General features: G+C 55.4%; 29 protein-coding genes. 20 read left to right on the forward strand and 9 right to left on the reverse strand.

From position 1 onward, the window contains the following. Positions 1 to 5: 5 nt before the first annotated feature. The 11 genes from paaE (at position 6) to ACEPLT_RS10295 (ending at position 10,085) form a co-directional block, all read left to right on the forward strand. Positions 6 to 1,076, forward strand: a complete 1,071-nt coding sequence (gene paaE / locus ACEPLT_RS10245) for a 1,2-phenylacetyl-CoA epoxidase subunit PaaE (protein WP_123922481.1) — start codon at positions 6 to 8, stop codon at positions 1,074 to 1,076. Continuing rightward, positions 1,073 to 1,840, forward strand: coding sequence for a 2,3-dehydroadipyl-CoA hydratase PaaF (paaF, locus tag ACEPLT_RS10250; RefSeq protein ID WP_232928885.1), 768 nt, complete (start codon positions 1,073 to 1,075; stop codon positions 1,838 to 1,840). The genes paaE and paaF overlap by 4 nt, the downstream gene beginning before the upstream one ends. After that, entirely contained in the window at positions 1,840 to 2,628 is a 789-nt protein-coding gene (paaG, locus tag ACEPLT_RS10255) for a 2-(1,2-epoxy-1,2-dihydrophenyl)acetyl-CoA isomerase PaaG (RefSeq protein WP_155020693.1), read from the forward strand. Before paaF ends, paaG begins: the two co-directional genes overlap by 1 nt. Before the next feature lies 1 nt (position 2,629). Then, positions 2,630 to 4,054: a 3-hydroxyacyl-CoA dehydrogenase PaaH gene (paaH, locus tag ACEPLT_RS10260; RefSeq protein ID WP_155020692.1), complete on the forward strand. Its 1,425-nt coding sequence runs from the start codon at positions 2,630 to 2,632 to the stop codon at positions 4,052 to 4,054. Then, the gene (gene paaI / locus ACEPLT_RS10265) at positions 4,044 to 4,466 is read left to right on the forward strand and encodes a hydroxyphenylacetyl-CoA thioesterase PaaI (protein ID WP_008502373.1); all 423 of its coding nucleotides are present in this window, start codon (positions 4,044 to 4,046) and stop codon (positions 4,464 to 4,466) included. Before paaH ends, paaI begins: the two co-directional genes overlap by 11 nt. Continuing rightward, a complete protein-coding gene (gene pcaF / locus ACEPLT_RS10270; protein WP_447088375.1) occupies positions 4,466 to 5,671 on the forward strand; it encodes a 3-oxoadipyl-CoA thiolase in 1,206 nt (401 codons plus the stop codon). The genes paaI and pcaF overlap by 1 nt, the downstream gene beginning before the upstream one ends. A 27-nt stretch (positions 5,672 to 5,698) precedes the next feature. Then, complete coding sequence (gene paaK, locus ACEPLT_RS10275; protein WP_232928900.1) at positions 5,699 to 7,015, forward strand: phenylacetate--CoA ligase PaaK; 1,317 nt, start codon at positions 5,699 to 5,701, stop codon at positions 7,013 to 7,015. 102 nt (positions 7,016 to 7,117) lie between these two features. Then, positions 7,118 to 8,053, forward strand: coding sequence for a phenylacetic acid degradation operon negative regulatory protein PaaX (paaX, locus tag ACEPLT_RS10280; protein ID WP_095442547.1), 936 nt, complete (start codon positions 7,118 to 7,120; stop codon positions 8,051 to 8,053). A gap of 9 nt (positions 8,054 to 8,062) precedes the next feature. Beyond that, positions 8,063 to 8,659, forward strand: coding sequence for a phenylacetic acid degradation protein PaaY (paaY, locus tag ACEPLT_RS10285; RefSeq protein ID WP_039025627.1), 597 nt, complete (start codon positions 8,063 to 8,065; stop codon positions 8,657 to 8,659). A 136-nt stretch (positions 8,660 to 8,795) separates the two neighbouring features. Beyond that, the gene (locus ACEPLT_RS10290) at positions 8,796 to 9,098 is read left to right on the forward strand and encodes a nuclear transport factor 2 family protein (RefSeq protein WP_332908606.1); all 303 of its coding nucleotides are present in this window, start codon (positions 8,796 to 8,798) and stop codon (positions 9,096 to 9,098) included. Positions 9,099 to 9,341: 243 nt separating this feature from the next. After that, positions 9,342 to 10,085, forward strand: a complete 744-nt coding sequence (locus ACEPLT_RS10295; protein WP_232928905.1) for an SDR family oxidoreductase — start codon at positions 9,342 to 9,344, stop codon at positions 10,083 to 10,085. A gap of 22 nt (positions 10,086 to 10,107) precedes the next feature. On the opposite strand, the gene ACEPLT_RS10300 is transcribed toward ACEPLT_RS10295, so the two are convergent. After that, positions 10,108 to 11,343 (reverse strand): serine hydrolase domain-containing protein, encoded by a 1,236-nt coding sequence (locus ACEPLT_RS10300; RefSeq protein ID WP_232928907.1) that lies wholly within the window; start codon positions 11,341 to 11,343, stop codon positions 10,108 to 10,110. Positions 11,344 to 11,515: 172 nt separating this feature from the next. Between ACEPLT_RS10300 and ACEPLT_RS10305 the strand changes: the two genes are divergently transcribed. Further along, complete coding sequence (locus ACEPLT_RS10305) at positions 11,516 to 12,004, forward strand: DinB family protein (RefSeq protein WP_023292523.1); 489 nt, start codon at positions 11,516 to 11,518, stop codon at positions 12,002 to 12,004. A gap of 1 nt (position 12,005) precedes the next feature. Continuing rightward, a complete protein-coding gene (locus tag ACEPLT_RS10310; RefSeq protein WP_232928909.1) occupies positions 12,006 to 12,488 on the forward strand; it encodes a glutathione peroxidase in 483 nt (160 codons plus the stop codon). Positions 12,489 to 12,578: 90 nt separating this feature from the next. Here ACEPLT_RS10310 and ACEPLT_RS10315 read toward each other — a convergent pair whose 3' ends face one another. Beyond that, positions 12,579 to 13,478 carry a LysR family transcriptional regulator gene (locus ACEPLT_RS10315; protein ID WP_232928910.1) on the reverse strand — a complete coding sequence of 300 codons (900 nt, stop codon included), beginning with the start codon at positions 13,476 to 13,478 and terminating at the stop codon, positions 12,579 to 12,581. Between the two features lie 128 nt (positions 13,479 to 13,606). On the opposite strand from ACEPLT_RS10315, the gene ACEPLT_RS10320 reads away from it, so the two are divergent. Next, on the forward strand, positions 13,607 to 14,179 hold the full coding sequence (locus ACEPLT_RS10320; protein WP_232928912.1) for a flavin reductase family protein: 573 nt from the start codon (positions 13,607 to 13,609) through the stop codon (positions 14,177 to 14,179). A 240-nt stretch (positions 14,180 to 14,419) separates the two neighbouring features. On the opposite strand, the gene ACEPLT_RS10325 is transcribed toward ACEPLT_RS10320, so the two are convergent. Both ACEPLT_RS10325 and ACEPLT_RS10330 read right to left on the reverse strand, forming a co-directional pair. Further along, positions 14,420 to 14,881 (reverse strand): GNAT family N-acetyltransferase, encoded by a 462-nt coding sequence (locus tag ACEPLT_RS10325; RefSeq protein ID WP_008502363.1) that lies wholly within the window; start codon positions 14,879 to 14,881, stop codon positions 14,420 to 14,422. A gap of 63 nt (positions 14,882 to 14,944) precedes the next feature. Beyond that, positions 14,945 to 15,547: a helix-turn-helix domain-containing protein gene (locus ACEPLT_RS10330; RefSeq protein ID WP_232928914.1), complete on the reverse strand. Its 603-nt coding sequence runs from the start codon at positions 15,545 to 15,547 to the stop codon at positions 14,945 to 14,947. Positions 15,548 to 15,590: 43 nt separating this feature from the next. Here ACEPLT_RS10330 and ACEPLT_RS10335 point away from each other — a divergent pair, with 43 nt between their 5' ends. Both ACEPLT_RS10335 and ACEPLT_RS10340 read left to right on the forward strand, forming a co-directional pair. Then, the gene (locus ACEPLT_RS10335) at positions 15,591 to 16,286 is read left to right on the forward strand and encodes a B3/B4 domain-containing protein (RefSeq protein WP_032674709.1); all 696 of its coding nucleotides are present in this window, start codon (positions 15,591 to 15,593) and stop codon (positions 16,284 to 16,286) included. Between the two features lie 21 nt (positions 16,287 to 16,307). Further along, entirely contained in the window at positions 16,308 to 17,201 is an 894-nt protein-coding gene (locus tag ACEPLT_RS10340; protein ID WP_232928917.1) for a dihydrodipicolinate synthase family protein, read from the forward strand. Positions 17,202 to 17,246: 45 nt separating this feature from the next. Here the strand turns inward: ACEPLT_RS10340 and ACEPLT_RS10345 are convergent, their stop codons facing one another. The 3 genes from ACEPLT_RS10345 to ACEPLT_RS10355 all read right to left on the reverse strand — a co-directional run bounded on the left by ACEPLT_RS10345 (position 17,247) and on the right by ACEPLT_RS10355 (position 19,375). Beyond that, positions 17,247 to 17,684: a VOC family protein gene (locus tag ACEPLT_RS10345; RefSeq protein WP_071993446.1), complete on the reverse strand. Its 438-nt coding sequence runs from the start codon at positions 17,682 to 17,684 to the stop codon at positions 17,247 to 17,249. Positions 17,685 to 17,697: 13 nt separating this feature from the next. Next, entirely contained in the window at positions 17,698 to 18,135 is a 438-nt protein-coding gene (locus ACEPLT_RS10350) for a VOC family protein (RefSeq protein WP_032651731.1), read from the reverse strand. Between the two features lie 79 nt (positions 18,136 to 18,214). After that, positions 18,215 to 19,375 (reverse strand): MFS transporter, encoded by a 1,161-nt coding sequence (locus ACEPLT_RS10355; protein WP_032674713.1) that lies wholly within the window; start codon positions 19,373 to 19,375, stop codon positions 18,215 to 18,217. Positions 19,376 to 19,505: 130 nt separating this feature from the next. Between ACEPLT_RS10355 and ACEPLT_RS10360 the strand changes: the two genes are divergently transcribed. Together ACEPLT_RS10360 and ACEPLT_RS10365 are read left to right on the forward strand one after the other, a co-directional pair. Then, a complete protein-coding gene (locus ACEPLT_RS10360; protein ID WP_032674714.1) occupies positions 19,506 to 20,042 on the forward strand; it encodes a MarR family winged helix-turn-helix transcriptional regulator in 537 nt (178 codons plus the stop codon). 24 nt (positions 20,043 to 20,066) lie between these two features. Beyond that, positions 20,067 to 20,990, forward strand: coding sequence for a LysR substrate-binding domain-containing protein (locus tag ACEPLT_RS10365; protein ID WP_032674715.1), 924 nt, complete (start codon positions 20,067 to 20,069; stop codon positions 20,988 to 20,990). Between the two features lie 47 nt (positions 20,991 to 21,037). Here the strand turns inward: ACEPLT_RS10365 and ACEPLT_RS10370 are convergent, their stop codons facing one another. Continuing rightward, positions 21,038 to 21,508 carry a hypothetical protein gene (locus ACEPLT_RS10370; RefSeq protein ID WP_008502353.1) on the reverse strand — a complete coding sequence of 157 codons (471 nt, stop codon included), beginning with the start codon at positions 21,506 to 21,508 and terminating at the stop codon, positions 21,038 to 21,040. Positions 21,509 to 21,758: 250 nt separating this feature from the next. On the opposite strand from ACEPLT_RS10370, the gene ACEPLT_RS10375 reads away from it, so the two are divergent. Further along, positions 21,759 to 22,436, forward strand: coding sequence for a DUF1963 domain-containing protein (locus ACEPLT_RS10375; protein ID WP_032674717.1), 678 nt, complete (start codon positions 21,759 to 21,761; stop codon positions 22,434 to 22,436). 140 nt (positions 22,437 to 22,576) lie between these two features. Then, positions 22,577 to 23,053, forward strand: a complete 477-nt coding sequence (locus tag ACEPLT_RS10380; RefSeq protein WP_032663581.1) for a WbuC family cupin fold metalloprotein — start codon at positions 22,577 to 22,579, stop codon at positions 23,051 to 23,053. A 65-nt stretch (positions 23,054 to 23,118) separates the two neighbouring features. Here ACEPLT_RS10380 and ACEPLT_RS10385 read toward each other — a convergent pair whose 3' ends face one another. Next, the gene (locus ACEPLT_RS10385) at positions 23,119 to 23,661 is read right to left on the reverse strand and encodes a cysteine hydrolase family protein (protein ID WP_023327389.1); all 543 of its coding nucleotides are present in this window, start codon (positions 23,659 to 23,661) and stop codon (positions 23,119 to 23,121) included. Positions 23,662 to 23,677: the final 16 nt, after the last annotated feature.

Below are 23,677 nucleotides of genomic sequence, written 5' to 3' on the forward strand. Positions count from 1 at the left end.
CTGCCATGACAACGTTTCATTCATTAACAGTGGCAAAAGTGGAACCCGAAACCCGCGACGCGGTGACCATTACCTTTGCGGTGCCGCAGGCCCTGCAGGAGGCCTACCGCTTCCGTCCCGGCCAGCACCTGACGTTAAAAACGACGCTTGGCGGGGACGAGCTGCGCCGCTGCTACTCCATCTGCCGGAGTACCGCCCCGGGCGAAATCAGCGTGGCGGTCAAAGCGATTGAGGGCGGGCGCTTCTCCCGCTATGCCCGGGATGAAATCAAAGCGGGCATGGCGCTGGAGGTGATGGTTCCTCAGGGGCAGTTTGGCTACCAGCCACAGGCCGAACGCGAAGGCCACTACCTGGCGATTGCGGCAGGCTCCGGGATCACCCCGATGCTGGCGATTATCTCCGCGACGCTTGCGACCGAACCGAACAGCCATTTCACCCTGATCTACGGCAACCGCAGCAGCCAGAGCATGATGTTCCGCCAGGCGCTGGCGGACCTGAAGGACAAATACCCGCAGCGGCTGCAGCTGCTCTCCATCTTCAGCCAGGAGCGGCTGGACAGCGACCTGCTCTATGGCCGCATCGACGGGGAAAAGCTGCAGGCGCTGGCGAAAACCCTGATCAACTTCCGCCAGTATGACGAGGCGTTTATCTGCGGCCCGTCTGCAATGATGGATGACGCGGAAGCCACGCTGAAGGCGCTGGGGATGCCGGAGAAATCCATTCACCTTGAGCGCTTTAACACCTCCGGAATCACCGTTAAGCGCGCGGCGCACGTGCAGGCAGAAGGACAGAAAGTGACCGTTCGCCAGGACGGGCGCGACCGTGAAATCACCCTGACGGCGGACGACGAAAGCATTCTGGATGCCGCCCTGCGTCAGGGAGCGGATCTGCCGTATGCCTGCAAGGGCGGCGTCTGCGCCACCTGTAAATGCAAAGTGCTGCGCGGGAAGGTGGACATGGCGACCAACTACAGCCTGGAGCCGGACGAGCTGGCCGCCGGGTATGTGCTGAGCTGCCAGTCGCTGCCGTTAACCGCGGACGTAATTGTCGACTTTGACGCGAAGGGGATGGCATGAGTGAAATGATTGTTACCCGTCATGGCCGCGTGCTGCAGCTGACGCTGAACCGTCCGGCGGCGCGCAACGCCCTCAACAACGCGCTGTTGACCCAGCTTGCGGAACAGCTTGAGGCCGCCGCTGTGGATGCCGACATCGCCGTCTGCGTGATTTACGGCAACGAGCGCTGCTTTGCCGCCGGGGCCGATCTCAACGAAATGGCGGAGAAAGACCTGCCTGCCACTCTGAACGATATTCGCCCGCAGCTGTGGGCGCGAATCAACGCGTTTCCTAAACCGCTGATCGCCGCCGTAAATGGCTTCGCGCTGGGCGCGGGCTGCGAGCTGGCGCTGCTGTGCGACGTGGTTATCGCTGGTGACAACGCCCGTTTCGGCCTGCCGGAAATCACGCTCGGCATCATGCCCGGCGCGGGCGGCACCCAGCGTCTTATCCGCAGCGTCGGGAAATCCCTGGCCAGCAAAATGGTGCTGACCGGCGAGAGCATTACCGCCGGGCAGGCGCTGAGCGCCGGGCTGGTGAGCGATGTTTTCCCGGCGGCGCTGACGCTGGAGTATGCCCTGAAGCAGGCGGCCCTGATGGCGCGTCACTCCCCGCTGGCGCTGCAGGCGGCCAAACAGGCGCTGCGCCAGTCCCAGGAGGTGCCGCTCCAGGCCGGTCTGGCCCAGGAGCGCCAGCTGTTTACGCTGCTTTCTGCCACCGAAGACCGCCGGGAAGGCATCGACGCCTTCTTACAAAAACGCACCCCCGACTTTAAAGGACGCTAATTGTGGAATTTATTCTCAGTCATATAGAACAGGGCGTGATGACCCTTACGCTGAACCGTCCGGAGCGTCTGAACAGCTTTAACGACGTGATGCACCAGCAGCTGGCCGACTGCCTGAAACAGGCCGAGCGCGATGACACTATCCGCTGCCTGCTGATCACCGGGGCTGGACGCGGCTTCTGTGCCGGTCAGGACCTGAACGACCGCAACGTCGACCCCAACGGCCCTGCGCCGGATCTGGGCATGTCCGTGGAAACCTTCTACAACCCGCTGGTGCGCCGCCTGGCAAAGCTGCCGAAACCGGTCATCTGTGCCGTTAACGGCGTAGCGGCGGGCGCGGGCGCCACGCTGGCGCTCGGCTGCGACATGGTGATTGCGGCGCGCTCCGCCAGCTTTGTGATGGCCTTCAGCAAGCTCGGTCTGGTGCCGGACTGCGGCGGCACCTGGCTGCTGCCGCGCGTGGCCGGACGCGCCCGCGCCATGGGGCTGGCGCTGCTCGGCGACAAGCTCAGCGCCGAACAGGCGCAGGCGTGGGGGATGATCTGGCAGGTGGTGGATGACGAACAGCTCTCCGCTACGGCGCAGCAGATGGCCCTGCATTTTGCGTCGCAGCCGACCTTCGGGCTGGGGCTGATCAAGCAGGCGATCAACGCTGCGGAAACCAACACTCTGGACGCCCAGCTCGATCTGGAGCGCGACTATCAGCGCCTGGCCGGGCGCAGCGATGACTACCGCGAGGGCGTCAGCGCCTTCCTGGCGAAGCGCGCGCCGAACTTTACGGGGAAATAAGATGCTGAATATACGGACTGTCGCCGTGATCGGCAGCGGCACGATGGGCGCAGGGATTGCCGAAGTCGCCGCCAGCCATGGTCATCAGGTGCTGATCTACGACATCTCCAGCGATGCGATATCGCGCGCCATCGACGGGATCCGCCAGCGTCTGGCCTCCCGGGTAACGCGGGGAAAACTCTCTGCCGATGCCGGGAGCCAGATCCTTGCCCGGCTGGTTCCCGTCACGGATATCGAGGCGCTCTCCGCGGCCGATCTGGTGATTGAAGCGGCCTCAGAGCGGCTGGAGGTGAAAAAGGCGCTGTTTGCGCAGCTGGCTGAGATCTGCCCGCCGCAGACGGTACTGACCAGCAATACCTCCTCCATCTCCGTCACGGCGATTGCGGCGGACGTCCACCACCCGGAGCGGGTCGCAGGGCTGCATTTCTTTAACCCGGCGCCGGTGATGAAGCTGGTGGAGGTGGTCAGCGGGCTGGCGACCTCCCCGGAAGTGGCCGACGCGCTGTGTGAGCTGGCGCTGAACTGGGGCAAACAGCCCGTTCGCTGCCAGTCCACGCCGGGATTCATCGTCAACCGCGTTGCGCGTCCGTTCTATTCCGAAGCCTGGCGCGCGCTGGAAGAGCAGGTCGCGCCGCCGGAGGTAATTGACGCCGCCCTGCGCGAAGGCGGCGGCTTCCCGATGGGGCCGCTGGAGCTGACCGACATGATTGGTCAGGACGTGAACTTTGCGGTGACCTGCTCGGTCTTTAACGCCTTCTGGCAGGAGCGTCGTTTTCTGCCTTCGCTGGTTCAGCAGGAGCTGGTGCTGGCAGGAAGGTTGGGCAAAAAGAGCGGGAAGGGCGTTTACGACTGGCAGGGTGACAAACCCGACGTGCAGTGGGTCAAGGCGGTGAACGACAGCTATAGCCCGATGCGCGTGGAAAAAAGACGTGACGGCGTCACCGAAATTGATGATGTGTACCTGATTGAAACGCAGGGGGAGACCGCGCAGGCGCTGGCGCTGCGGCTCAACGGCCCGGTGGTGGTGGTCGACCGCATTGAGCGCGACGTGGCGGTCATTGCCGCCGCGGCCAGCAATCCGCATACCGCGACGCAAAAAGCCATCCGCTACCTGCAACAGCAGGGGTTCCGGGTGGTGCAAATTGCCGATTATCCCGGCCTGCTGATCTGGCGAACGCTGGCGATGATTGCCAACGAGGCGCTGGATGCCCTGCAAAAAGGGGTCGCCAGCGAGAAGGACATTGATACCGCCATGCGCCTGGGCGTGAACTACCCGAGCGGGCCGATCGCCTGGGGCGAGCGCCTGGGCTGGCAGCGCATGCTGACGCTGCTGGAGAACCTGCAGCGCCATTACGGTGAAGAGCGCTATCGCCCCTGTTCACTGCTGCGCCAGCGCGCGCTTCTGGAGAGTAGCTATGAGTCATAACGCCTGGCATAACGCCCGCACTATGTACGAACGGGACGCCTGCGCGCAGGCGATGGGGATGGACATTGTCGAGATGGACGAGGGCTACGCGGTGGTGACCATGACCATCACCCCGCAGATGCTGAATGGCCATAAAACCTGCCACGGCGGACAGCTGTTTTCGCTGGCAGACACCGCTTTTGCCTACGCCTGCAACAGCCAGGGGCTGGCGGCGGTAGCCTCCGGCTGCTCGATTGATTTTCTGCGTCCGGGCTTCGCCGGGGACACGCTCACCGCCACCGCGCGGGTGAAGCATCAGGGAAAGCTGACCGGCGTATACGACATTGAAATCCAGAACCAACAACAAAAAACCGTCGCCCTTTTTCGCGGAAAATCTCACCGCATCGGCGGCAGCGTGACAGGAGAGGCCTGATGCGTGACGCATTTATTTGTGATGGCGTTCGAACCCCGGTGGGCCGCTACGGTGGCGCGCTTTCCGCCGTTCGAACTGACGATCTCGGCGCCGTGCCGCTGCGCGCGCTGCTGGCCCGCTACCCGCAGCTCGATCTGGAGCGGATTGACGACGTGATATTCGGCTGCGCCAACCAGGCGGGGGAAGATAACCGCAACGTGGCGCGCATGTCGTTGCTGCTGGCCGGGCTGCCGCAGACGGTGTCCGGAACCACCATTAACCGCCTGTGCGGGTCGGGGCTGGACGCGATTGGTTTTGCCGCGCGCGCCATTAAGGCGGGCGACGGCGACCTGCTGATTGCGGGCGGCGTGGAGTCGATGTCCCGCGCGCCGTTTGTGATGGGCAAAGCCACCGCCGCGTTTCAGCGTCAGGCGGAGATCTTCGATACCACCATCGGCTGGCGATTTGTGAATCCGCTCATGCATCAGCAATTCGGAACTGACAGTATGCCGGAAACGGCAGAGAATGTAGCTGAATTGTTAAATATCAGCCGTGCCGATCAGGACGCGTTTGCCTTGCGCAGCCAGCAGCGTACCGCGCAGGCGCAGCAGAACGGCATTCTGGCGCAGGAGATTGTCCCGGTGCCGGTGCCGGGCAAAAAAGGGACGGTTACGGCGTTCAGCGTGGATGAACATCCGCGCGCGGACACCACGCTCGAGCAGCTTGCCGGTCTGAAAACGCCGTTCCGTAAGAACGGAGCGGTTACGGCGGGAAATGCCTCCGGCGTCAACGACGGCGCGGCGGCGCTGATCGTCGCCAGCGAGAAGATGGCGCTGGCTCAGGGGTTAATCCCGCGCACGCGGATCGTGGCGATGGCGACGGCGGGCGTGGAGCCACGTCTGATGGGGCTCGGCCCGGTACCGGCCACTCGCAGGGTGCTGGAGCGCGCCGGACTCAGCATTAACGATATGGACGTGATCGAGCTTAACGAAGCTTTCGCCGCGCAGGCGCTGGGCGTGCTGCGTCAGCTGGGCCTGCCGGATGATGCCGCGCACGTTAACCCGAACGGTGGCGCGATTGCGCTGGGCCACCCGCTGGGCATGAGCGGCGCCAGGCTGGCGCTGGCCGCGAGTAACGAACTGCACCGACGCGGCGGGCGCTACGCGCTGTGTACGATGTGCATCGGTGTGGGTCAGGGCATTGCCATGATCCTTGAGCGTGTTTGAGCATAAAAACAATGTGAGTACCCTACAATGACAAATACAACAAAGCTTGATCCGATTGAAACGGCCTCCCTTGACGAGTTACAGGCGCTGCAGACCGCGCGTCTGAAATGGACGCTGCATCACGCCTATAACAACGTGCCGATGTACAAACGCAAGTTTGATGCTGCGGGCGTTCATCCTGACGATTTCAACGAGCTGGCGGATATCCGTAAGTTCCCGTGCACCACCAAGCAGGACCTGCGGGATAACTACCCGTTCGATACCTTCGCCGTGCCGATGGAGCAGGTGGTGCGCATTCACGCGTCATCCGGCACCACCGGCAAGCCGACCGTTGTCGGCTACACGCAAGGCGACATTGATAACTGGGCCAACCTGGTGGCGCGTTCCCTGCGCGCGGCGGGCGGCAGCGCGAAGGACAAAATTCACGTGGCCTATGGCTACGGCCTGTTTACCGGCGGGCTGGGGGCGCACTACGGCGCCGAGCGCTTAGGCGCGACGGTGATCCCGATGTCCGGCGGCCAGACGGAGAAACAGGCGCAGCTGATCCGCGATTTCCAGCCGGACATGATCATGGTGACGCCATCCTACTGCCTCAACCTGATTGAGGAACTGGAGCGTCAGATGGGCGGCGATGCCAGCACCTGTTCCCTGCGCGTGGGCGTCTTCGGCGCCGAGCCGTGGACGCAGGCCATGCGTCGCGAAATTGAAAAACGCTTAGGCATTACCGCCCTGGACATCTATGGCCTCTCCGAAGTGATGGGGCCAGGCGTGGCGATGGAGTGTATCGAAACCGTCGACGGCCCGACCATCTGGGAAGATCATTTCTACCCGGAGATCGTTAACCCGAACGACGGCACGCCGCTGGATGACGGCCAGCAGGGCGAACTGCTGTTCACCACGCTGACCAAAGAGGCGCTGCCGGTGATCCGCTACCGCACCCGCGACCTGACGCGCCTGCTCCCGGCAACTGCGCGCAGCATGCGCCGTATGGACCGCATCAGCGGCCGCAGCGACGATATGCTGATTATTCGCGGCGTCAACGTCTTCCCGTCGCAGCTGGAGGAAGAGATTGTGAAGTTCGAGCACCTTTCTCCGCACTACCAGCTGGAGGTGAACCGTCGCGGGCATCTTGATTCACTTTCCGTGAAGGTGGAGCTGAAAGAGAGCAGCCTGATGCTGACGCACGAGCAGCGTTGCCAGGTGTGCCACCAGCTGCGCCACCGCATTAAATCGATGGTGGGGATTTCCACCGACGTGACGATCGTGAACTGCGGCAGCATCCCGCGCTCGGAGGGGAAAGCCTGCCGGGTGTTTGACCTGCGTAAAGTTGCGGCCAACGGCTAAGTTTCCTCTCACCCCGGCCCTCTTCCAAAGGGAGGGGGTTAGGGTGACGGGCTATCCCAGAATCCTATGCTATGATTCATCCAGGACAAAAATAACAACAGAATGAATCACATGAATAAACTCGACGCCTTTATCCAGCACGCGGTCAGCTCCGTTCCCGTCAGCGGGACCTCGCTTATCTCCTCGCTATACGGTGACGCGCTTTCCCATCGCGGCGGTGAGATTTGGCTCGGCAGCCTGGCAGCCTTACTGGAAGGCATGGGGTTTGGCGAACGTTTCGTGCGTACCGCGCTGTTTCGCCTCAACAAAGAGGGCTGGCTGGACGTCTCGCGCATCGGGCGCCGCAGCTTTTACCGCCTGAGCGATAAGGGGCTGCGCCTGACGCGTCGCGCGGAGAATAAGATCTACCGCGCGGAACTGCCCGCCTGGGACGGCAAATGGTTACTGCTGCTCTCCGAGGGGCTGGATAAAACCACCCTGGCCGACGTTAAAAAGCAGCTGATCTGGCAGGGGTTTGGCACGCTGGCGCCGAGCCTGATGGCCTCGCCGTCGCAGCATCTGGCGGACGTGCAGTCCCTGCTTCACGATGCCGGCGTGGCCGAAAACGTGATTTTTTTTGAAGCCCACTCGCCGCTGGCGCTCTCGCGCGCCGCGCTGCGTTCACGCGTAGAAGAGTGCTGGCAGTTAACCGAGCAAAACGCGATGTACGAGTCGTTTATCAACTCGTTCCGGCCGCTGCTGCCGCTGCTGAAAGAGGCCGCGCCGGAGGAGCTGACGCCGGAACGCTGCTTCCAGATCCAGCTGCTGCTGATTCACTTTTATCGTCGCGTGGTGCTGAAGGACCCGCTGCTGCCGGAAGAGTTACTGCCGGCGCACTGGGCGGGACAAAGCGCCCGACAGCTCTGCATAAATATCTATCAGCGTGTCGCGCCGGGAGCGCTGGCGTTTGTCAGCGAGAAGGGCGAAACCTCCGTCGGCGAACTGCCCGTGCCCGGCACGCTCTACTTTCAACGCTTCGGTGGTCTTACAAGCGCATAAGGAGGGAAGATGCCTGTTTATCAAATTGACGGCCTGACGCCGGTCGTGCCTGACGAGAGCTATGTTCACCCAACGGCGGTGCTCATTGGCGACGTGATTCTGGGCAAAGGCGTGTATGTCGGTCCCAATGCCAGCCTGCGCGGTGATTTTGGCCGTATCGTGGTGAAAGACGGGGCGAACATTCAGGATAACTGCGTGATGCACGGCTTCCCGGAGCAGGACACGGTGGTGGAAGAGGACGGACACATCGGCCACAGCGCCATTCTTCACGGCTGCGTGATCCGCCGCAATGCGCTGGTGGGCATGAATGCGGTGGTGATGGACGGGGCGGTCATTGGTGAAAACAGCATCGTCGGCGCGGCGGCGTTCGTGAAGGCCAAAGCGGAGATGCCTGCCAACCATTTGATCATCGGCAGCCCGGCCAGGGCGATCCGTGAGCTGAGCGAGCAGGAACTGGCCTGGAAGCAGCAGGGCACGCGGGAATATCAGGTACTGGTGGAGCGCTGCAAGCTGACGATGCATCAGGTCGAGCCACTGCGCGAGGTTGAGCCTGAACGCAAGCGGCTGACGTTTGACGAGAATTTGAGGCCGAAGTCGGCGGTGTAAGGGGAGATCCGCTTCGTGCTGGAGCGGACGTTGCCTTAGAGCGATTATCGTTTTAAAAAAACTGACAAAATGTAAAAGGACAATCACTATGCTCCTGGAGAAGCTTATTGGACTTGAATGTTCTCTACATGGCGAGATGCGAAAAGAAAGGGAATGGCTCGAACAGATACTTCATAAAGAATTTAGAGAAATAACGCGTACAGGTGTGTTAGTCACTCGTACTGAGACAATAGAATGCCTTTCTGATGAAGTAAACGCGCCGACTATTCTCAGCAGCGATTTTCAACTCATTAGCGTAAGCGATAATATCGCAATATTATATTACAGGACGTTTAATCAGGATGGCAGTCGTGCTTCTCTTCGCTCTTCATGTTGGGAGCGTTTTGATAATGACCAGTGGAAGCTGGTGTTTCATCAGGGGACACCCGAATCGCAATAGAGTTAGATGTAAATAAGCTCATCGTTCATTCTTTTGCATTGCATAGCGCAATATACCTATCGACTTAGTTTTTTTGGTGAAATGTAAGCCTTAAAAAACTCGTATTATATATTTTTAATGGTGAAGTACAATGCAGTCGCTGTTTTAGCCAGCTGTAAATGGCATTAACGGGAAGATGTTCCCCCGCCTCACCATGCTATAAATCCTCCGACACAGACTCATCACGATAAAGGACGCAGAGTTATGCTGAGAGGAAGACGCGCTGTTATCACGGGTGGCGGTGGGGGATTTGGTCAGGCGCTTTGCGTCTGGCTGGCGCGAGAGGGCGTTGACGTGGATTTTAGCGCCCGTCGGGTCGAGGATATTGAAAAAACCTGCGCCCTCATCGCGGCTGAAGGGGGGGTGGCAAGAGGGTATCTCTGCGATTTAGCCCAGCCGGAATCCATTTCTCAGTTCTCTTCACAGGTCTTACGTTCAGAAAAGCCAATCGATATTTTAATACTGAATGCTGCTCAGTGGCTGTCAGGGACGATAGACGAACAATCGAGCACAGAAATCGTCAGTACCGTCAGTTCAGGCCTGACTGGTTCAATCCTGCTCACCCAAGCGCTGCTTCCAGGATTGCGACGCTCAGAGAGCGCTGACATCATTGCGATTATTTCCGCATGCGGTATTCCGAATTTTACAGATTCCATTGCCCATCCCGCTTTTTTTGCCAGCAAACACGGGCTCAGCGGCTTTACAACGAAACTGTCAGAACACTTATCCAAAGAAAATATTCGGGTAACCGGGTTATATCCGCCTGATTTTGAACTGACCGGTTTAGATGCGCATGTCGATAATCAAACAAGAATGGGGCAGCGTCTGATGAATGGATGGTCAATCTGGGAAACGATGCGTTTTGTACTGACTCAGCCTCGAAGTTGCCATATTAGTACCATCTACTTTCAGGGGCCGACTCGTGAAGATCTGGCACATCAGGCCTGAATCTGACGGCGGGCGTTCACCGTTATTGCTGATAAACGCGCTCAGGCATCCTATTATTCGCAAAACGGTTGCCAGAGGTAATAAGGCCGTCTTTTTCCGCCATATCCATCAAAAGCGCGATGCCAATGTAATTACTCCAGTTAAAGGTATTTTGCAGCACTACCACCGCATTGCCTCTTTCTTTGTCATAACCGATAAAGCTGGAGTAGCCGCCGATATAGCCGACCTGATAGGTGATTTTCTCCAGACCGATAAAGTCGGTGGTCCAGGCAATACCCTGTACTCCGTCAGGTCGTTGAATGTCGGTATCCCTGACTTCGGCAAAGACGCTGTCCAGTAAGCGATTGTGAGTCGTCGATACGTGATAGCGTGCATAGGCCGCCAGATCTTCAGCGTTGCTGTATAAGCTCGCTGCCGCCACCATATTATTGGAAAAATGCCAGTCCGGTGTGAGCTGCCCGCGTGGGATAAATTTAGGCTGATCGCCCGCGTGGCCTAGCGCCCGCTGGGGGTATCCTTTTAGCTGCTGCGGCGTAAAGCTGCTGTTAGCCATCTGCAGCGGATGGAAAATATAGCGCGAGGCTAAACTCTGGATATCTTCGCCGGTTTTGTGCTTCAGGATGTAGCCGATCAAGGCGTAGCCGGTATTGGAGTATTGCGGCACTTTATTCTTTGGCGCTCGCCAGTCGGCGAGGTAGAGCAGCACGTTATCGCTATCCAGCTCACCGTAGAAATTATCGCCGGTGCTTAAGTAGCTGATGAATTTCCCAAGCATCGGAACATCCATATTCTGACGCGGCAGGCCGGAGGTGTGGGTTACCAGTTCAAGTAGGGTGATTTTTTGTGCATCCGCGCTAAGCGCCGTCCCCGGCGGAAGCAATGTCGCCAGGCTATCGTTCCAGTTCAGTTGCCCTTCATTCACCAGACAAGCCACTACTTCTGCCGTGATCCCTTTGCTGATCGAGCCGAGCGCAAACAGGGTGTCGGGCCTGACCGGATAGCGATTGACCGCATCGGTTACGCCCCAGGTGTAAAACTGCGGTGAGCCGTGATTATGGATCACCGCGACCGTCATCCCGGGAACGGATTTTTGCGCCATGTAGTGACGCACCACGCTGTCAACGTCGCCATCCAGCGAATCATGAGTGAGAAGTTCCTGAGTACCTTCCGGGGAGGACATTTGCGAGAGCGTGCCACAACCGCTGAGGAGTGGCAGAGTAAGCAGAAGCCAGTGAATTTTTTTTGTTATGTTCTGCATACCTGATAGCGAGTGTAGTGGTCATTGACGCGCCAGGAATGTATCACAAATAGCCTGCCGTGAGGGAATTTTTCGGGTAGCAGAATTACCGTCTGTTTGGTGCCGGAAGTGGAAGTGATACCGGCCTGACAAAGTTGTTGATATGATAATTTTTTGTTAATCCGGAGGGGCGATGGACACAGGCACGATTGTCACGTTATTCAAATTCAAACGCTGGGCAGATACGGAAACCTTACAAGCAATACAGAGGGTCGATACTTCCGCAAATGCTGAAAAGCACCATCTGATGCTCAGACTTATGAACCATGTTTATGTCGTGGATATGATTTTCAGGGCAAATATTACTGGTCAAACGCATCAATACACCGCGTTGAATACGCCGGAAACGCCGTCTGCAGACGAGCTTCTGAAAAAGATGACTGAATGCACTGACTGGTATATTACGCACGCAGGCTCAATGGACGTGCCCGGACTTTCTGAAATCATCAAATTCCGTTTTGTCGATGGCGGATATGGCGAAATGAAAGCGGCGGATATGCTCAACCATGTACTGTTTCACGGTACCTATCATCGCGGCGCTGTGGGATGGATGCTTTCAGAAACGGGTGTAACCCCTCCAAAGGATGTGCTAACCGTTTTTCTAAGAGATCATAATCACTAATATGACCCATTTTCATGAACTTAGCGCCACCCGTCTGGATGGGCAGCTTATCTCCATGGCCGACTATGCGGGTAAGGTGATTCTGGTTGTTAATACGGCCAGCCAGTGCGGCTTTACGCCCCAGTATGCGGGTCTTGAAGCACTGTACAAAAAATACGCCGATCAAGGGCTGGTGGTGCTTGGCTTCCCCTGCAACCAGTTCGGTAAGCAGGAACCCGGCGGTGCCGACGACATCTCAAAGACCTGTTACATTAACTACGGCGTCAGCTTTCCCATGTTCGCGAAAGTCGAGGTCAACGGTGCCGCAGCACATGCGATTTTTCGTTATCTGAAAGACGAATTGCCCGGCGTGCTGGGTGGGCGGATCAAGTGGAACTTTACCAAGTTCCTTGTCGGGCGTGACGGTAAACCCCTCAAGCGCTTTGCACCGATGACTACGCCCGAGAAAATGGAGGGGGCAATTGTTGCAGCACTGGGAAGGTGAGTGTTTTTTGTCGCCAGAGCCATCCGTTTGTTGGGGATAGCCGATATTCTGATGTCCGCTCTGTGCCAGATGCGGACGTCGAGGAGAATGTTATTTTGATGCGAAATATTTGCGTAATATTTTTTCTAATAACGAGAAAACGACCGTCACCCTTTTGGGAGTAATCTGCTGGTAAGGCCGATATAAATAAAATTGCCATTTCTCCTGTCGCAGTTCTGGCAATGGGGGAACAAGTTGGCCGCTTGCTAAGTACTCCCTACAGATAAAGTCGCTGGACTGTACAACCGTTCTCCCGGCCAATGCAGCCTGAATTTCGGCATATGGATCTGTAGTATAAAACTCAATATGACGAGGGACAAAAGTATTTACTGCGTCACTCATAAACTCAAATGATTTTCCCGTTTCAGGATTAATTAAACCACTAAATGGATAACGCTGTCGAAGATCTTCTAAATCAGTAGGTGCTCCCAGTCGCTCAATAAGTTCAGGGGATGCAACCAAAATATGTTCAACTTGTGCGATATTTTTAATGATAAAGTTTGGATTAGGTTCTCGTCCTACGCGTATACCTATATCAATACGATGCTCAATAGTATCAAGTTTCATCATATCTAAACGCCAGTCGATAAATAACTCAGGATAGGGACGTAGTGCAGTCAATAGTTCATACAAGATTTGTTCATGATTTGGAAATCGAAGTAATGTGATACGAACAATACCCTTCATTTCATTATCATCTTTCCCTGTCTGAAAAAGTTTTTCAGAATCTTCAAGCAGTCGCTTCGCTTGGGGTAAAAATAGTTCGCCGAAACTGGTGAGAAAGATCGAACGCGTATTGCGTTTGAATAAAGGTTCACCAAGTTGTTTCTCCAGCTCAGCGACTGTTCGGGTTACTACTGATGGTGAAACCGACAGCTTGATGGCTGCTTCGCGGAAGTTCAAGGTCTCAGAGGCGATGATAAAAAATTTTAGAGCGTCAAGTTTGTCCATGATTATTGTGAAATCTGCAATAATGTATTTTGATAATAGCAATTAATTTGCAACTATTCCAGCCATATAATCGAACAATCAAATAAGTAACCTGTGTTACTTTTTATCAGAACCCAAAAGAGTAAATTATGTCAATTCAACCAGTAGAGTTAAACAAAGCCTATCGTTTATTACAGGTCGGGCCAACGACGATGATATCGGCTAAAAATGATGGCATTGAAAATGTCATGGCAGCGGCCTGGGTGGGATTAGTAGGCAATAACAAAGTGATGGCTTTTATAGGTCCACAGGCATTTACTCGCGGGCTTGTAGAAAAAAGCGGATATTACGTTGTACAGATCCCAGTAGTGAATCAGATGGAAATGGTTTTATATGCTGGAGGTCACAGTTATTCCGACACACCCGATAAAAATAGTAAAATCCCACTATTTTATCAGAAAGAGTTTGATCTGCCTTTAGTGGAAGGTTGCGCTGGCTGGTTAGTATGTAAGGTCATACCCAATGAAGAAAATGAAAAGCAGCACAACTTGTTCATGGGGGAAATTGTCGGAGCATGGAGTGATGACCGCGTTTTCATAAATGGGCACTGGATTTTTGATGATGCACCATATGAATTACGTACTGTCCATTACGTTGCTGGCGGACAGTTTTACGCCATTGGCAAAGGGACAAAATTTAATTATGGTCCGGGAAAAGACTAATCCTAACTTCTGTATAAATGTAGCCATATAACATGGCTACATAGAGGTAGTAGCATAAAAGAACAACCTACTTAAGATGTTTGCTTCTCACTCACAGCGGACCTTTAGCTCAGTTAGCATATCCGCTCAGTGCCAGAAGCGGATGTCGTAAGGTTCGTTCGGCTAAAATGGCAAATTCTTCTGTATCAGAGTGACTGGCCTTGCGGATTCACATTTATCATTACTCTCTGCAAAGTACTTTTATTTTTGCCCGGGGTTACGATAAATATCGGGTCGATTGATTTGCCAGACAAAATCTGGTCGGTTCAATGGGTTATACCCCAGCTTCTGGTATAACCATGGCGCGCTGTCGGTTACCAGCATTATCCGTCGCAGACGTGACAACAATGGATGGGCATGACAGCATTCAATCAGCCAACGGCCAAGACCACTCTTCTGATAATCGTTCAGCACGTAGACGTCGCACAAATAACCAAAAGTGGCATAGTCTGTGACCAGACGGGCGAAGCCGATTTGTCTTGTTCCATCCAGGAGCGCGAAACAAAGGCTGTTCTGGATTGATATCCTGACCGTTTCAGCATCAATACCAGGAGCCCAGGACGATTGCGAGAGGTAATCGTGAATGGCTTCCAGCTGAAAAAAGCTGGGATCGGTTGTGACAATAAATTTGTCTTTGGTAAAACGCAGATGCTGATTATTCACCGAACTCCTCCTTTTGGGCTACTTGTGATGAGGCACAGGGCTGTCCTCTATGCCGGGGAATGCTCAGGATGCTTTTTCATGTACTGTCATGATAAATACCAGCGGGTTCTCCCCCTGGTTTTCATAGAAATGAGGAACGTCCGTTCTGGCGGTTGCCGAACAGCCAGTATTTACCCGATACACGTGTTCCTGTACGCCGAGTGTGAGCCTGCCCGCCTGCACATAAAACAGTTCAAGCGTACCTTCCGTGTGGCCGGGGGACGCAAACTTTTCCCCCGGCTGCATTTCCCACATCCAGAGCTCGGTCATATCAGGGCCACCTGACCCTGCGAGCAATCTTGCTCTCCCGCCTTTTTCACCTTCCCACAATTCTGGGATCTCATCTTCAGCAATGAGATGCACGGTCGGTTTTGAACTGACATCCACAAAGTCAGCCACCGAAACCCCCATTGCGGCAGCCAGGCGGCATAACAGGGCAATGCTGGGATTCGCCCGGCATCCCTCTATCTCAACCAGCGCTCCCTTGCTGACGCCTGCCCGACGGGAGAGTTCATCGAGGGATATCTTCTTATGCTTACGATAGAGTTTAATTCGCTGAGATACGGCTTCATTCACAGTGTTGACGATAGCGTTTGCATCGGTCATTAAATTGACTTTTTTGGTCATTGGTCATTATCATGGAATAAATTGGTCATTACAGGATTATCACGTGCTAACAGTATCTCCGTCAATTACCCCTGAAATTTATCGTATTGCTCCCGGTTTTCGTGCACTGAGCATTTGCGTAAAAGCTGCGCCAGTGCTTAATCCCGACATTGGGGAAACGGCGCTGCGTGAAGCCTGTGAAGCCGTTCTGGCCGGTGAACCAGATTGGGCGGACTCTCATCTGGCGGCATGGGCCGACGTTTTTCAAAAGTTTGGTGCTAAACCTAAACGCACCCCTTGCTCAGCAGATGCGTTACGCAAGCGCGTGTTACGTGACGGAACGATGCCAGCGCTCGATCCTATCGTTGATCTTTATAATGCCGTTAGTCTCCGCTATGCCGTTCCGGTTGGTGGAGAGAATCTCTCTGCCTATCAGGGGGCGCCGCGTCTGACTGTGGCAAAAGGAACAGAGCCTTTTGATACCGTCAAAGAGGGAGAGGCCACCGTTGAGTATCCTTCACAAGGCGAGGTTATCTGGTGTGATGATATCGGCGTGACCTGCCGTCGCTGGAACTGGCGACAGGGGATCAGAACCCGCTTAGGCGTGGAAGCTCAGCAAATGTGGTTCATTCTGGAGAGTCTCCCGCAGATGCCGCTGGATAGACTTCACGAAGCCGGGAAGATGCTGACCGACGGCCTGGAAAAAATGATGCCCGGTCTGTGGTTTGAAGTTGCTCTCATCGAAGAACAACAGCTGTAATACCCTTCAGGAGAAACAGTTATGTTTACCGGTTTGTCGGCGTTTCCATTAACCCCAGTCACTACCCGCGGCGTGGATGAAAAGGGTTTTAGCCATATTCTTTCCCGTCTTACAGACGCTCGGGTTGATTCTATGGGCATCCTGGGGTCAACCGGAAGCTACGCCTATCTGACCCGGGAGCAGCGCAAGCGCGTAGCAACGCTGGCTAAACAGCATGCAGGGAACATCCCCGTTATGGTGTGTGTGGGAGCGGTCAGTACCGATGCCATTCTGCATCTGGCAGAGGATGCACAGGCAGCTGGTGCGAATGCGCTGTTACTCCCGGCGGTCAGCTACCAGCCACTCCGTGACGAAGAAGTCTTTTCACTCTTTGAGACCGTTACCCGGCACGCGTCTGTACCGGTGTGTATCTATGATAATCCGGGCACTACGCATTTTACCTTTACGGATGAACTTCACGGTCGTCTCTCCTCACTTGAGGGGGTTCGCTCGGTCAAGATCCCTGGCGTCCCGGATAGCCCCGCTGCAGCGATTGAAAGGGTGAATGCGTTACGTCAACTTTTGCGCCCTGGCGTAACAATCGGTATTAGTGGCGACGCTTATGCGGGGCTGGGATTAAACGCCGGTTGTGAAGTCTGGTATTCCGTGTGTGGCGGTCTGTTCCCTGAGATGGCGAAACAAATCACCGAAGCTGCGGCGGCAAACGATCATCAACGCGTTACAGCCCTGACAACCCGCCTTGAGCCGTTGTGGTCGCTCTTCCGGAAACATGGCGGAAGTATTCGCGTTATTGCCGCTGCGGCTGGCGCGCTTGGGCTTACCGACATGGATTGCCTGCCTCGCCCTCTGCAACCGTTGTCAGCTGGCGACATCGCGGATATTGCCCATGTAATAAGCACGCTGGAGCTGAAGTGATCTCCGCAGGACTGGGTGTCTACCGGTCCTTACCGCAAAATTTTATTATTGAAGTGACTCTTCTTCGCCTGATAGCTTATCTGCATCAGGAGAATAATGCTGGCAAACGCACGCCAGTTTATGCCCGTCAGGATCGCGCAGATAGGCAACATAAAAATCGGGGCCGTAGGCGGTTCGTGTACCGGGCACGCCTTCATCCTTTCCTCCCGCACGGAGGCCCACTGCATGGAAGCGTCTGACAATTTCCGCGCTATCGGCTCTGAATGCGAACATTGTCCCGTTTCCCGCCGTCGCGGGTTGCTGGTCAAAAGGAGGACAAATGCAGAAGCTAAATTCGTCAACCGGATGATTTTCATTTCCCCACATTGCCCAGCTATCAGTCCAGGCGGGCAGACGTGAATAGCCCAGAACGTTAAAAATAGCGTCATAAAAGTTCACGGCGCGCTGAAAGTCATTTGTCCCTATCGTGATATAAGCCAGCACCTTTTAACATCCTCTATCCACGCAGCCACGGCGTAATCGTTAGTCCGGTCAGCAAACCTTCCGGGCTGAGCAGGCGAGTAACGGTTTGTCCCCACGGTTCCGTGCGGTTGGCGACCAACAACCGATAGCCTTTTTCACTCAGAACACGGGTAGCGGAATCGAGATCCTGCACCTCGTATTCAATCCATCCCTGCGGTATCGGATGCTCCACTGGCCACTGCGCTTCACCAAAACAGGACGTTGCCGCCTGTGACAGCGGCCAGACGGCAAAATGCTTCACGCCCGGTAAGCGTCCCTCTTCAGTGAGCAGATAATCGGCATTGCCCTCCATCGGCTTCAGCGGCAGACCGAGTGTCTGGATATAAAACGCGGTGCTGGACGCTGTATCCTGTGAAATAGGCCCGAACCCGGCGACGAACATGACATCAATTCCCGGTAACGTCTGCGACATATCCACTCCTTAATAGCCTGAAATGATGGAATTTAGCGTAGAGCTGTCTGAAATACGACTCTCATTTCTGGTACCGCATTCACCGCGCCTGCACGTTCACGGCGGGTTTGAAAGTGAACGCGATAGCGATCAACAGCACGACTCCCGCACTCATCACCAGCCATGCGCTGGTCAGCGAGACCGAACTGTCGCGAACGATCCCGGCAACTAGCGGCATGAGCGCGGCGATCATATATCCTCCTCCCTGAACTTTAGACAGTAACTTCCCGGCCTGCGCGGGCGTTCGCGCATGATCGAACGTGACGATAAGCGACAGCGGGAAGAGGGCGCCGATACCGATGCCAAGCAGCAAGGTTGATAAGACCGGCGTCGTACCTGGCGCAAAGACCAGACACAGTAACCCCGCGAGCAGCAGTAACAGTACAGTTATCAGCGGAACACGGCGGTCGGGGAATTTACCGATCAGCGCGGAGACGGCAAACCCGGCGGCCACCTCGGTTAAGGTCAGCCAGGCCAGCATATAGCCGCTGCTGCGTGCGGACCATCCTGCCTGAATATAGAGCGGGGGCAGCCAGGCTAAGACCAGCGTGTAGGCACCCGTCCCCACGCCGAAAAAGAGCAGAAGTAGTCCAGTCCGGGAGGAAGAGAGCGTAACGGATTCATGTGCTGTTTGTTCCCCTTGAGGCTGCTTAACCAGGGGTAACCACAGCATCAGCGCCAGCAGCGCAAGCACGCCTGCCATAGCCAGCGCGGGCTTCAGCGTGAGCCATGAAAACAGCGGCTCGGCGCTGGCGGCGGCGACTGCCGCACCGGCCATAATGCCCGTGCTGAATAGCGACATGATCGTGCTGGCCGTTTGCGTATACGCCTTTTTTATCAGGGCAGGCATTAACGCCTGGATCGTACCGATGCTGGCCCCGCCCAGTAACGCGGTGCCCATCAAGCCCGTCAGCGAGGTGCTAAAACCGCGTAATGAACAGGCTACCAGCAGGATGAACAGCCCGAGCATAATTCCCCTGACGGCACCGATCCTGGCTAAAAGCCAGGGGCCACACAGGGCAGCCAGTCCCATCATCGCCACCGGCAGGGTCGTCAGCAGGCTGAATTGCGTCGCGGTCAGCCCTGCTTCGCCCTGCAGCACGGAGAACAGGGGGCCAACCGAGGCCAGAATGGGGCGCAGATTTAGCCCGACGATAAAAGCGATAACGGCGAAGAGTAACGGTGATGTGCGTTTCAACATGGCATCCTTTTCGGGTGTGAATGGCCCGGGCAAATTGCCGCGAGCATTTATCTTAACGTTAAGATAAAATCTGTTTTAGTGTAAGATGTACCGCACAACTCGATAAATTCCCACGCCATCGGGGGTGAAGATGAAAGACCATGTAGACTTCGTTGTCGGCCAGTGGAGCAGCGCCATGCCCGAGCTGGACGCCTCGTCGATGAAAATTTTTGGCCGAATGCTCAGGCTGATGAAGCACCTGGGAAAAGAACGCGCGCTGGCCATGGCGCCGTTTGGCTTTCGCGAGGGCGAGTTTGACGTCCTCGCCACGCTGCGCCGCGCCGGGGAGCCGTACTGCCTTTCGCCCACGCAGCTGTATACATCCCTGTTGATCACCTCAGGGGCGATGACGAACCGGCTCAACCATCTCGAACAGCAAGGCCTTATCAGGCGGATTGCCGATCCCGACGACAAGCGCAGCTCGCTCGTCAGCCTGACGCCGCACGGGCAGGCTCGTATCGAACAGGCGCTGCTCGTGCACACGGAAACGCAAAATGCGCTGCTGAGAAACCTCTCTGAGGCGCAACGCGCGCAGCTTGAGTCCCTGCTCAGGGTGCTGCTGCTGACGTTTCCGGCTGAGGAATGGGGTGAAACGTCACCGAGTGCCGATAATACAAAACCTGCATGATTACACCTGACAAAAAGGGAACATATGTCTTTACCGCCACTGTATGCGCTGCGCGCGTTCGAAGTTGCCGCACGTCTGAACTCCTTTAGCAAAGCGGCTGAAGTCCTGAATATCACGCCGGGGGCGGTCAGCAGGCATGTCCGGACGCTTGAAATGTGGTTTGACTGCGAGCTGTTTAAGCGGCAGGGTCCGAGAGTGGAGGTCAGCGACGCCGGGCGCATTCTGGCCTGGCAGCTTAGCGAAAGTTTCTCGAATATTGAGTGGGCCTGTCGCGCATTCAAAAGTGAAAACCACCTTCTGCGCCTCAAAGCCCCCAGCACCCTGACGATGCGATGGCTCCTCAATGTGCTTAAATCCTTTCGCGAGAACCACGCGAAGCCGAAAATCGAAATCGCCAGCGTCTGGATGGACTTCGACACCGTTGACTTCAGCCGCGAGCCCTACGATTGTGCGATCCTCCTCGGGAACGGCTATTTTGGCGAGTCAACGGAGAGCCGGCTGCTGTTCAGCGAATGGCTTATTCCGGTTTGTACGCCGTCTTTGCTGGAGCCTGCCCGGCAGCAGCTTCCAGAGTGCGATCTTATTCATCCGTCACCGGACAGACGGGACTGGAAGCGCTGGCTGAAAAGGACGGGCTTATTCCCCGGCCTCGACATGGGCGGCGGGATCGTGTTCGACACCCTGGAGCAGGGCAGCCTTGCGGCCATGCACGGACACGGCGTAGCGATGGCGGATCTCCGGCTCACGCTCGACGCGCTGAAAAGCGGCCTTCTCGCGCTGCCCTTCAGGGAGGCGATAGCAACAGGGGACGGTTACTACCTTGTCTGGCCCAAAAATTCGCTCAGAGGACAGAGTATTGAACGGTTGCTGGCCTGGCTTAACCTTAATGCGCCAGTGGTGCCCTCTTTGGATATTGTCTGTCTTGATTACAATGAAAAGCGGATTTAATAAATAGCGGAATATTAACAGGGAAATATTCCGCACAGTGAACGTATTTATGCGTAGGGAATATTTGCCATCTTTTTATATCTTTCCGGCAGGGCGCTGTTCAGGTTGAGTAATTTATCCAGAATATAAAGCGCAGGCGTTCCCTTTGCGCGTTCAGCTTCGATCAGCGCAGAACGTAACAGATTGGTAGCCGATGTCATTTCACGGAAGTACTCCTCAGATTCAGGCGTCTGAACTTCGCCTGAAGCGGCGTAACGCACCCGGGGCCAGTCCGCGAAGTCCAGAAGCGGAAGGATCCCGTCGTCTTTGGGTAAATGCGCAGAGAGCAACTCTTCGGCGTTACCCGGATTGCTTTGGGCGAAAGACAGAAGATGCAGTCGATGAATAAAGGGCGAAAGCACCTCACCGCTATCGTTTTCTGACGAAAGTAACGTTATTAACGCATGTATATTTTCACCCGCGATGTTTTTTTCAGGTGAGATCATTTTCATTAGATGAAATAAAACATCGAGTGTCATACGTACTCCATATGCATGCAGGTGTATTTATTATTTGAGTTTCGCTCTCTGTTCCAGGTCAGGAAGAGACCGGGAATGAAGGGATGGTATTTCAATGAGATTACGTTTGAAAAACGAGAAATAGTGGGAATCAATGTGAGTTTTACTCAACATAGGTTTTATTATTCAATGAGATTCTCCAGATGTGATGATTAACTTACAATGAACAGCAGAATATCTATCCGACAAGCGTCTACAGAGGCGAGCAAACATGAGATTAGAGAGTGCGTCAGTTTTAGAAGAACTCCGGACCAGGCTAAGACCCGCATCGGTCGCGCAGGTCGGTGGGTTCCGGCCGCCTGAAGATCCCATTACGTCATGGTTTCTGAAGGGCGTTTCTCGCGCAGATGAAGGATTACCCACCTGGAAGGGCAAATCCATGTTTCCACTTCTTCAGATCAGGGTCGACGAGCTTCCTGTTATTCCTGACCAGTTGAAGGGCATAGCCCTTCTGGTGTTGTTTCACAATGTGGAACAACATCCCTTTGACGAACCGCACGGTGAAGGATGGTTAATTCGCGAGTATGCCAGCCTCGAAAGGCTTCAGCCATTGCCTGAATTGGACACGCCGTATCGGCCGTTTCCAGTTCAATGGCTGAGTGTCATTGACGATGCTCCAGGATGGGAAGATGCCTGGGATATTATTGATCTCTCTTGCGTAAATGATGATGAGCAGGCCAGTGATAGTTTTTTTGAAGATTTCAATCGCTACAGGGGAACCAAGGTAGGGGGATTTCCGACTGAGATACAACACGGTGTGGGAATCGAAGAGTTTGTTTTTCAGGTTGGGTCAGAAGAAAAAGTAAACTGGATGTGGGCGGATAACGGTATAGGTTACTTTCACCGGTCATCAGAAGGGGAATGGCGGTTTTCATGTCAGTTCTACTGATGAGCTTCCTGCCGGGGGATTGACCACTCGCCCGGCAGTGATTTGTTTCACAAATCCCATCGCGCCTCGCCCGTTCAGGATGGTATAACGTCCTGCGGCAACCGGGTTGCCGCAGACAGCCCACATACCTAAAGGTGTATATGAAACAGATTACTTTCAGTGACCTGCAGCAGCAAAGCGAGCAGGCCGCACATTCTCCTCGCTTACGCGCGCACCGTAATTTACACCCTGACCTGAGCGACCCGGTGCAGCGCCTGGCCATTGCAATGGAACCCGGTACCTATGTCCGGCCCCATCGCCATCCGCACACGTTTGAACTGCTGACGGCGCTGAGCGGTCGCTTTCTGGTGCTGAATTTTGACGACAGCGGCAACGTGACCCGGCGCGTGGTGTTAGGCGAAGAGTGTAAAGTCCTGGAGATGGATGCCGGAACCTGGCATGCCGTGCTGTCGCTGGATAGAGGCGGCGTCATTTTTGAGGTTAAACACGGGGGGTATCAGCCCGTGCCCGAGCATGATACCGCCCCATGGTCACCGGCAGAAAACGAGCCCGGCACCGAGAAGCTGATGCAATGGTACGCTCAGGCACAGGTGGGTGACGGTGGTTTTACCCTGTAATTATTCTCTTATGTGCCCGGCGCGCGGAAAGGCGAGCCGGGTAAAGAGATAAGCGCTCACCTGAGTCAACTCACCGTACTAAAAAGCCAGTCACGAGCAGTCGACAGCGTCACAAACGGGCCTGCCAGCGTGTTGTTGTGATGGGCAATAATGTCGCTGGCGGATAAACAGTCATTATCCATTGTGGTATGCGCATCTGAAATTAATACCGTCCTGAAACCCAGCTCCGGTGCGGCCCGGCAGGTCGTATCGACGCAAAACTCTGTTTTCATCCCGGCAATGACCAGCTGTTTGATGCCTCTCTGATTAAGTTCACGCAGCAATTTGGTATCCCGAAAACAGCTGGGATAGCGCTTGGTGAAAACAACGTCCTGCTCCTTCACGTCCAGTTCAGGTATCAGCTGTGTTAACGGCCCCTTTTCTGAGAAGGGGGAGTCGTCCGGCCCAATATGGCGGGCAAAAAAGACGGGCACCTGCGCGTCTCGGGCGTTGGCGATTAACAAGCGGATATTGGCCAGAACGGCATCGGCGGAGCGAGGGGAAACCGGGCCCCGAAAGAGGCCCTGCTGCATGTCGATAATCAAGAGAGCATTGTCAGATGAAACCATTTTCTTTCTCCATTCA

The sequence above is a fragment of the Enterobacter sp. fkY84-1 genome, assembly GCF_052974705.1.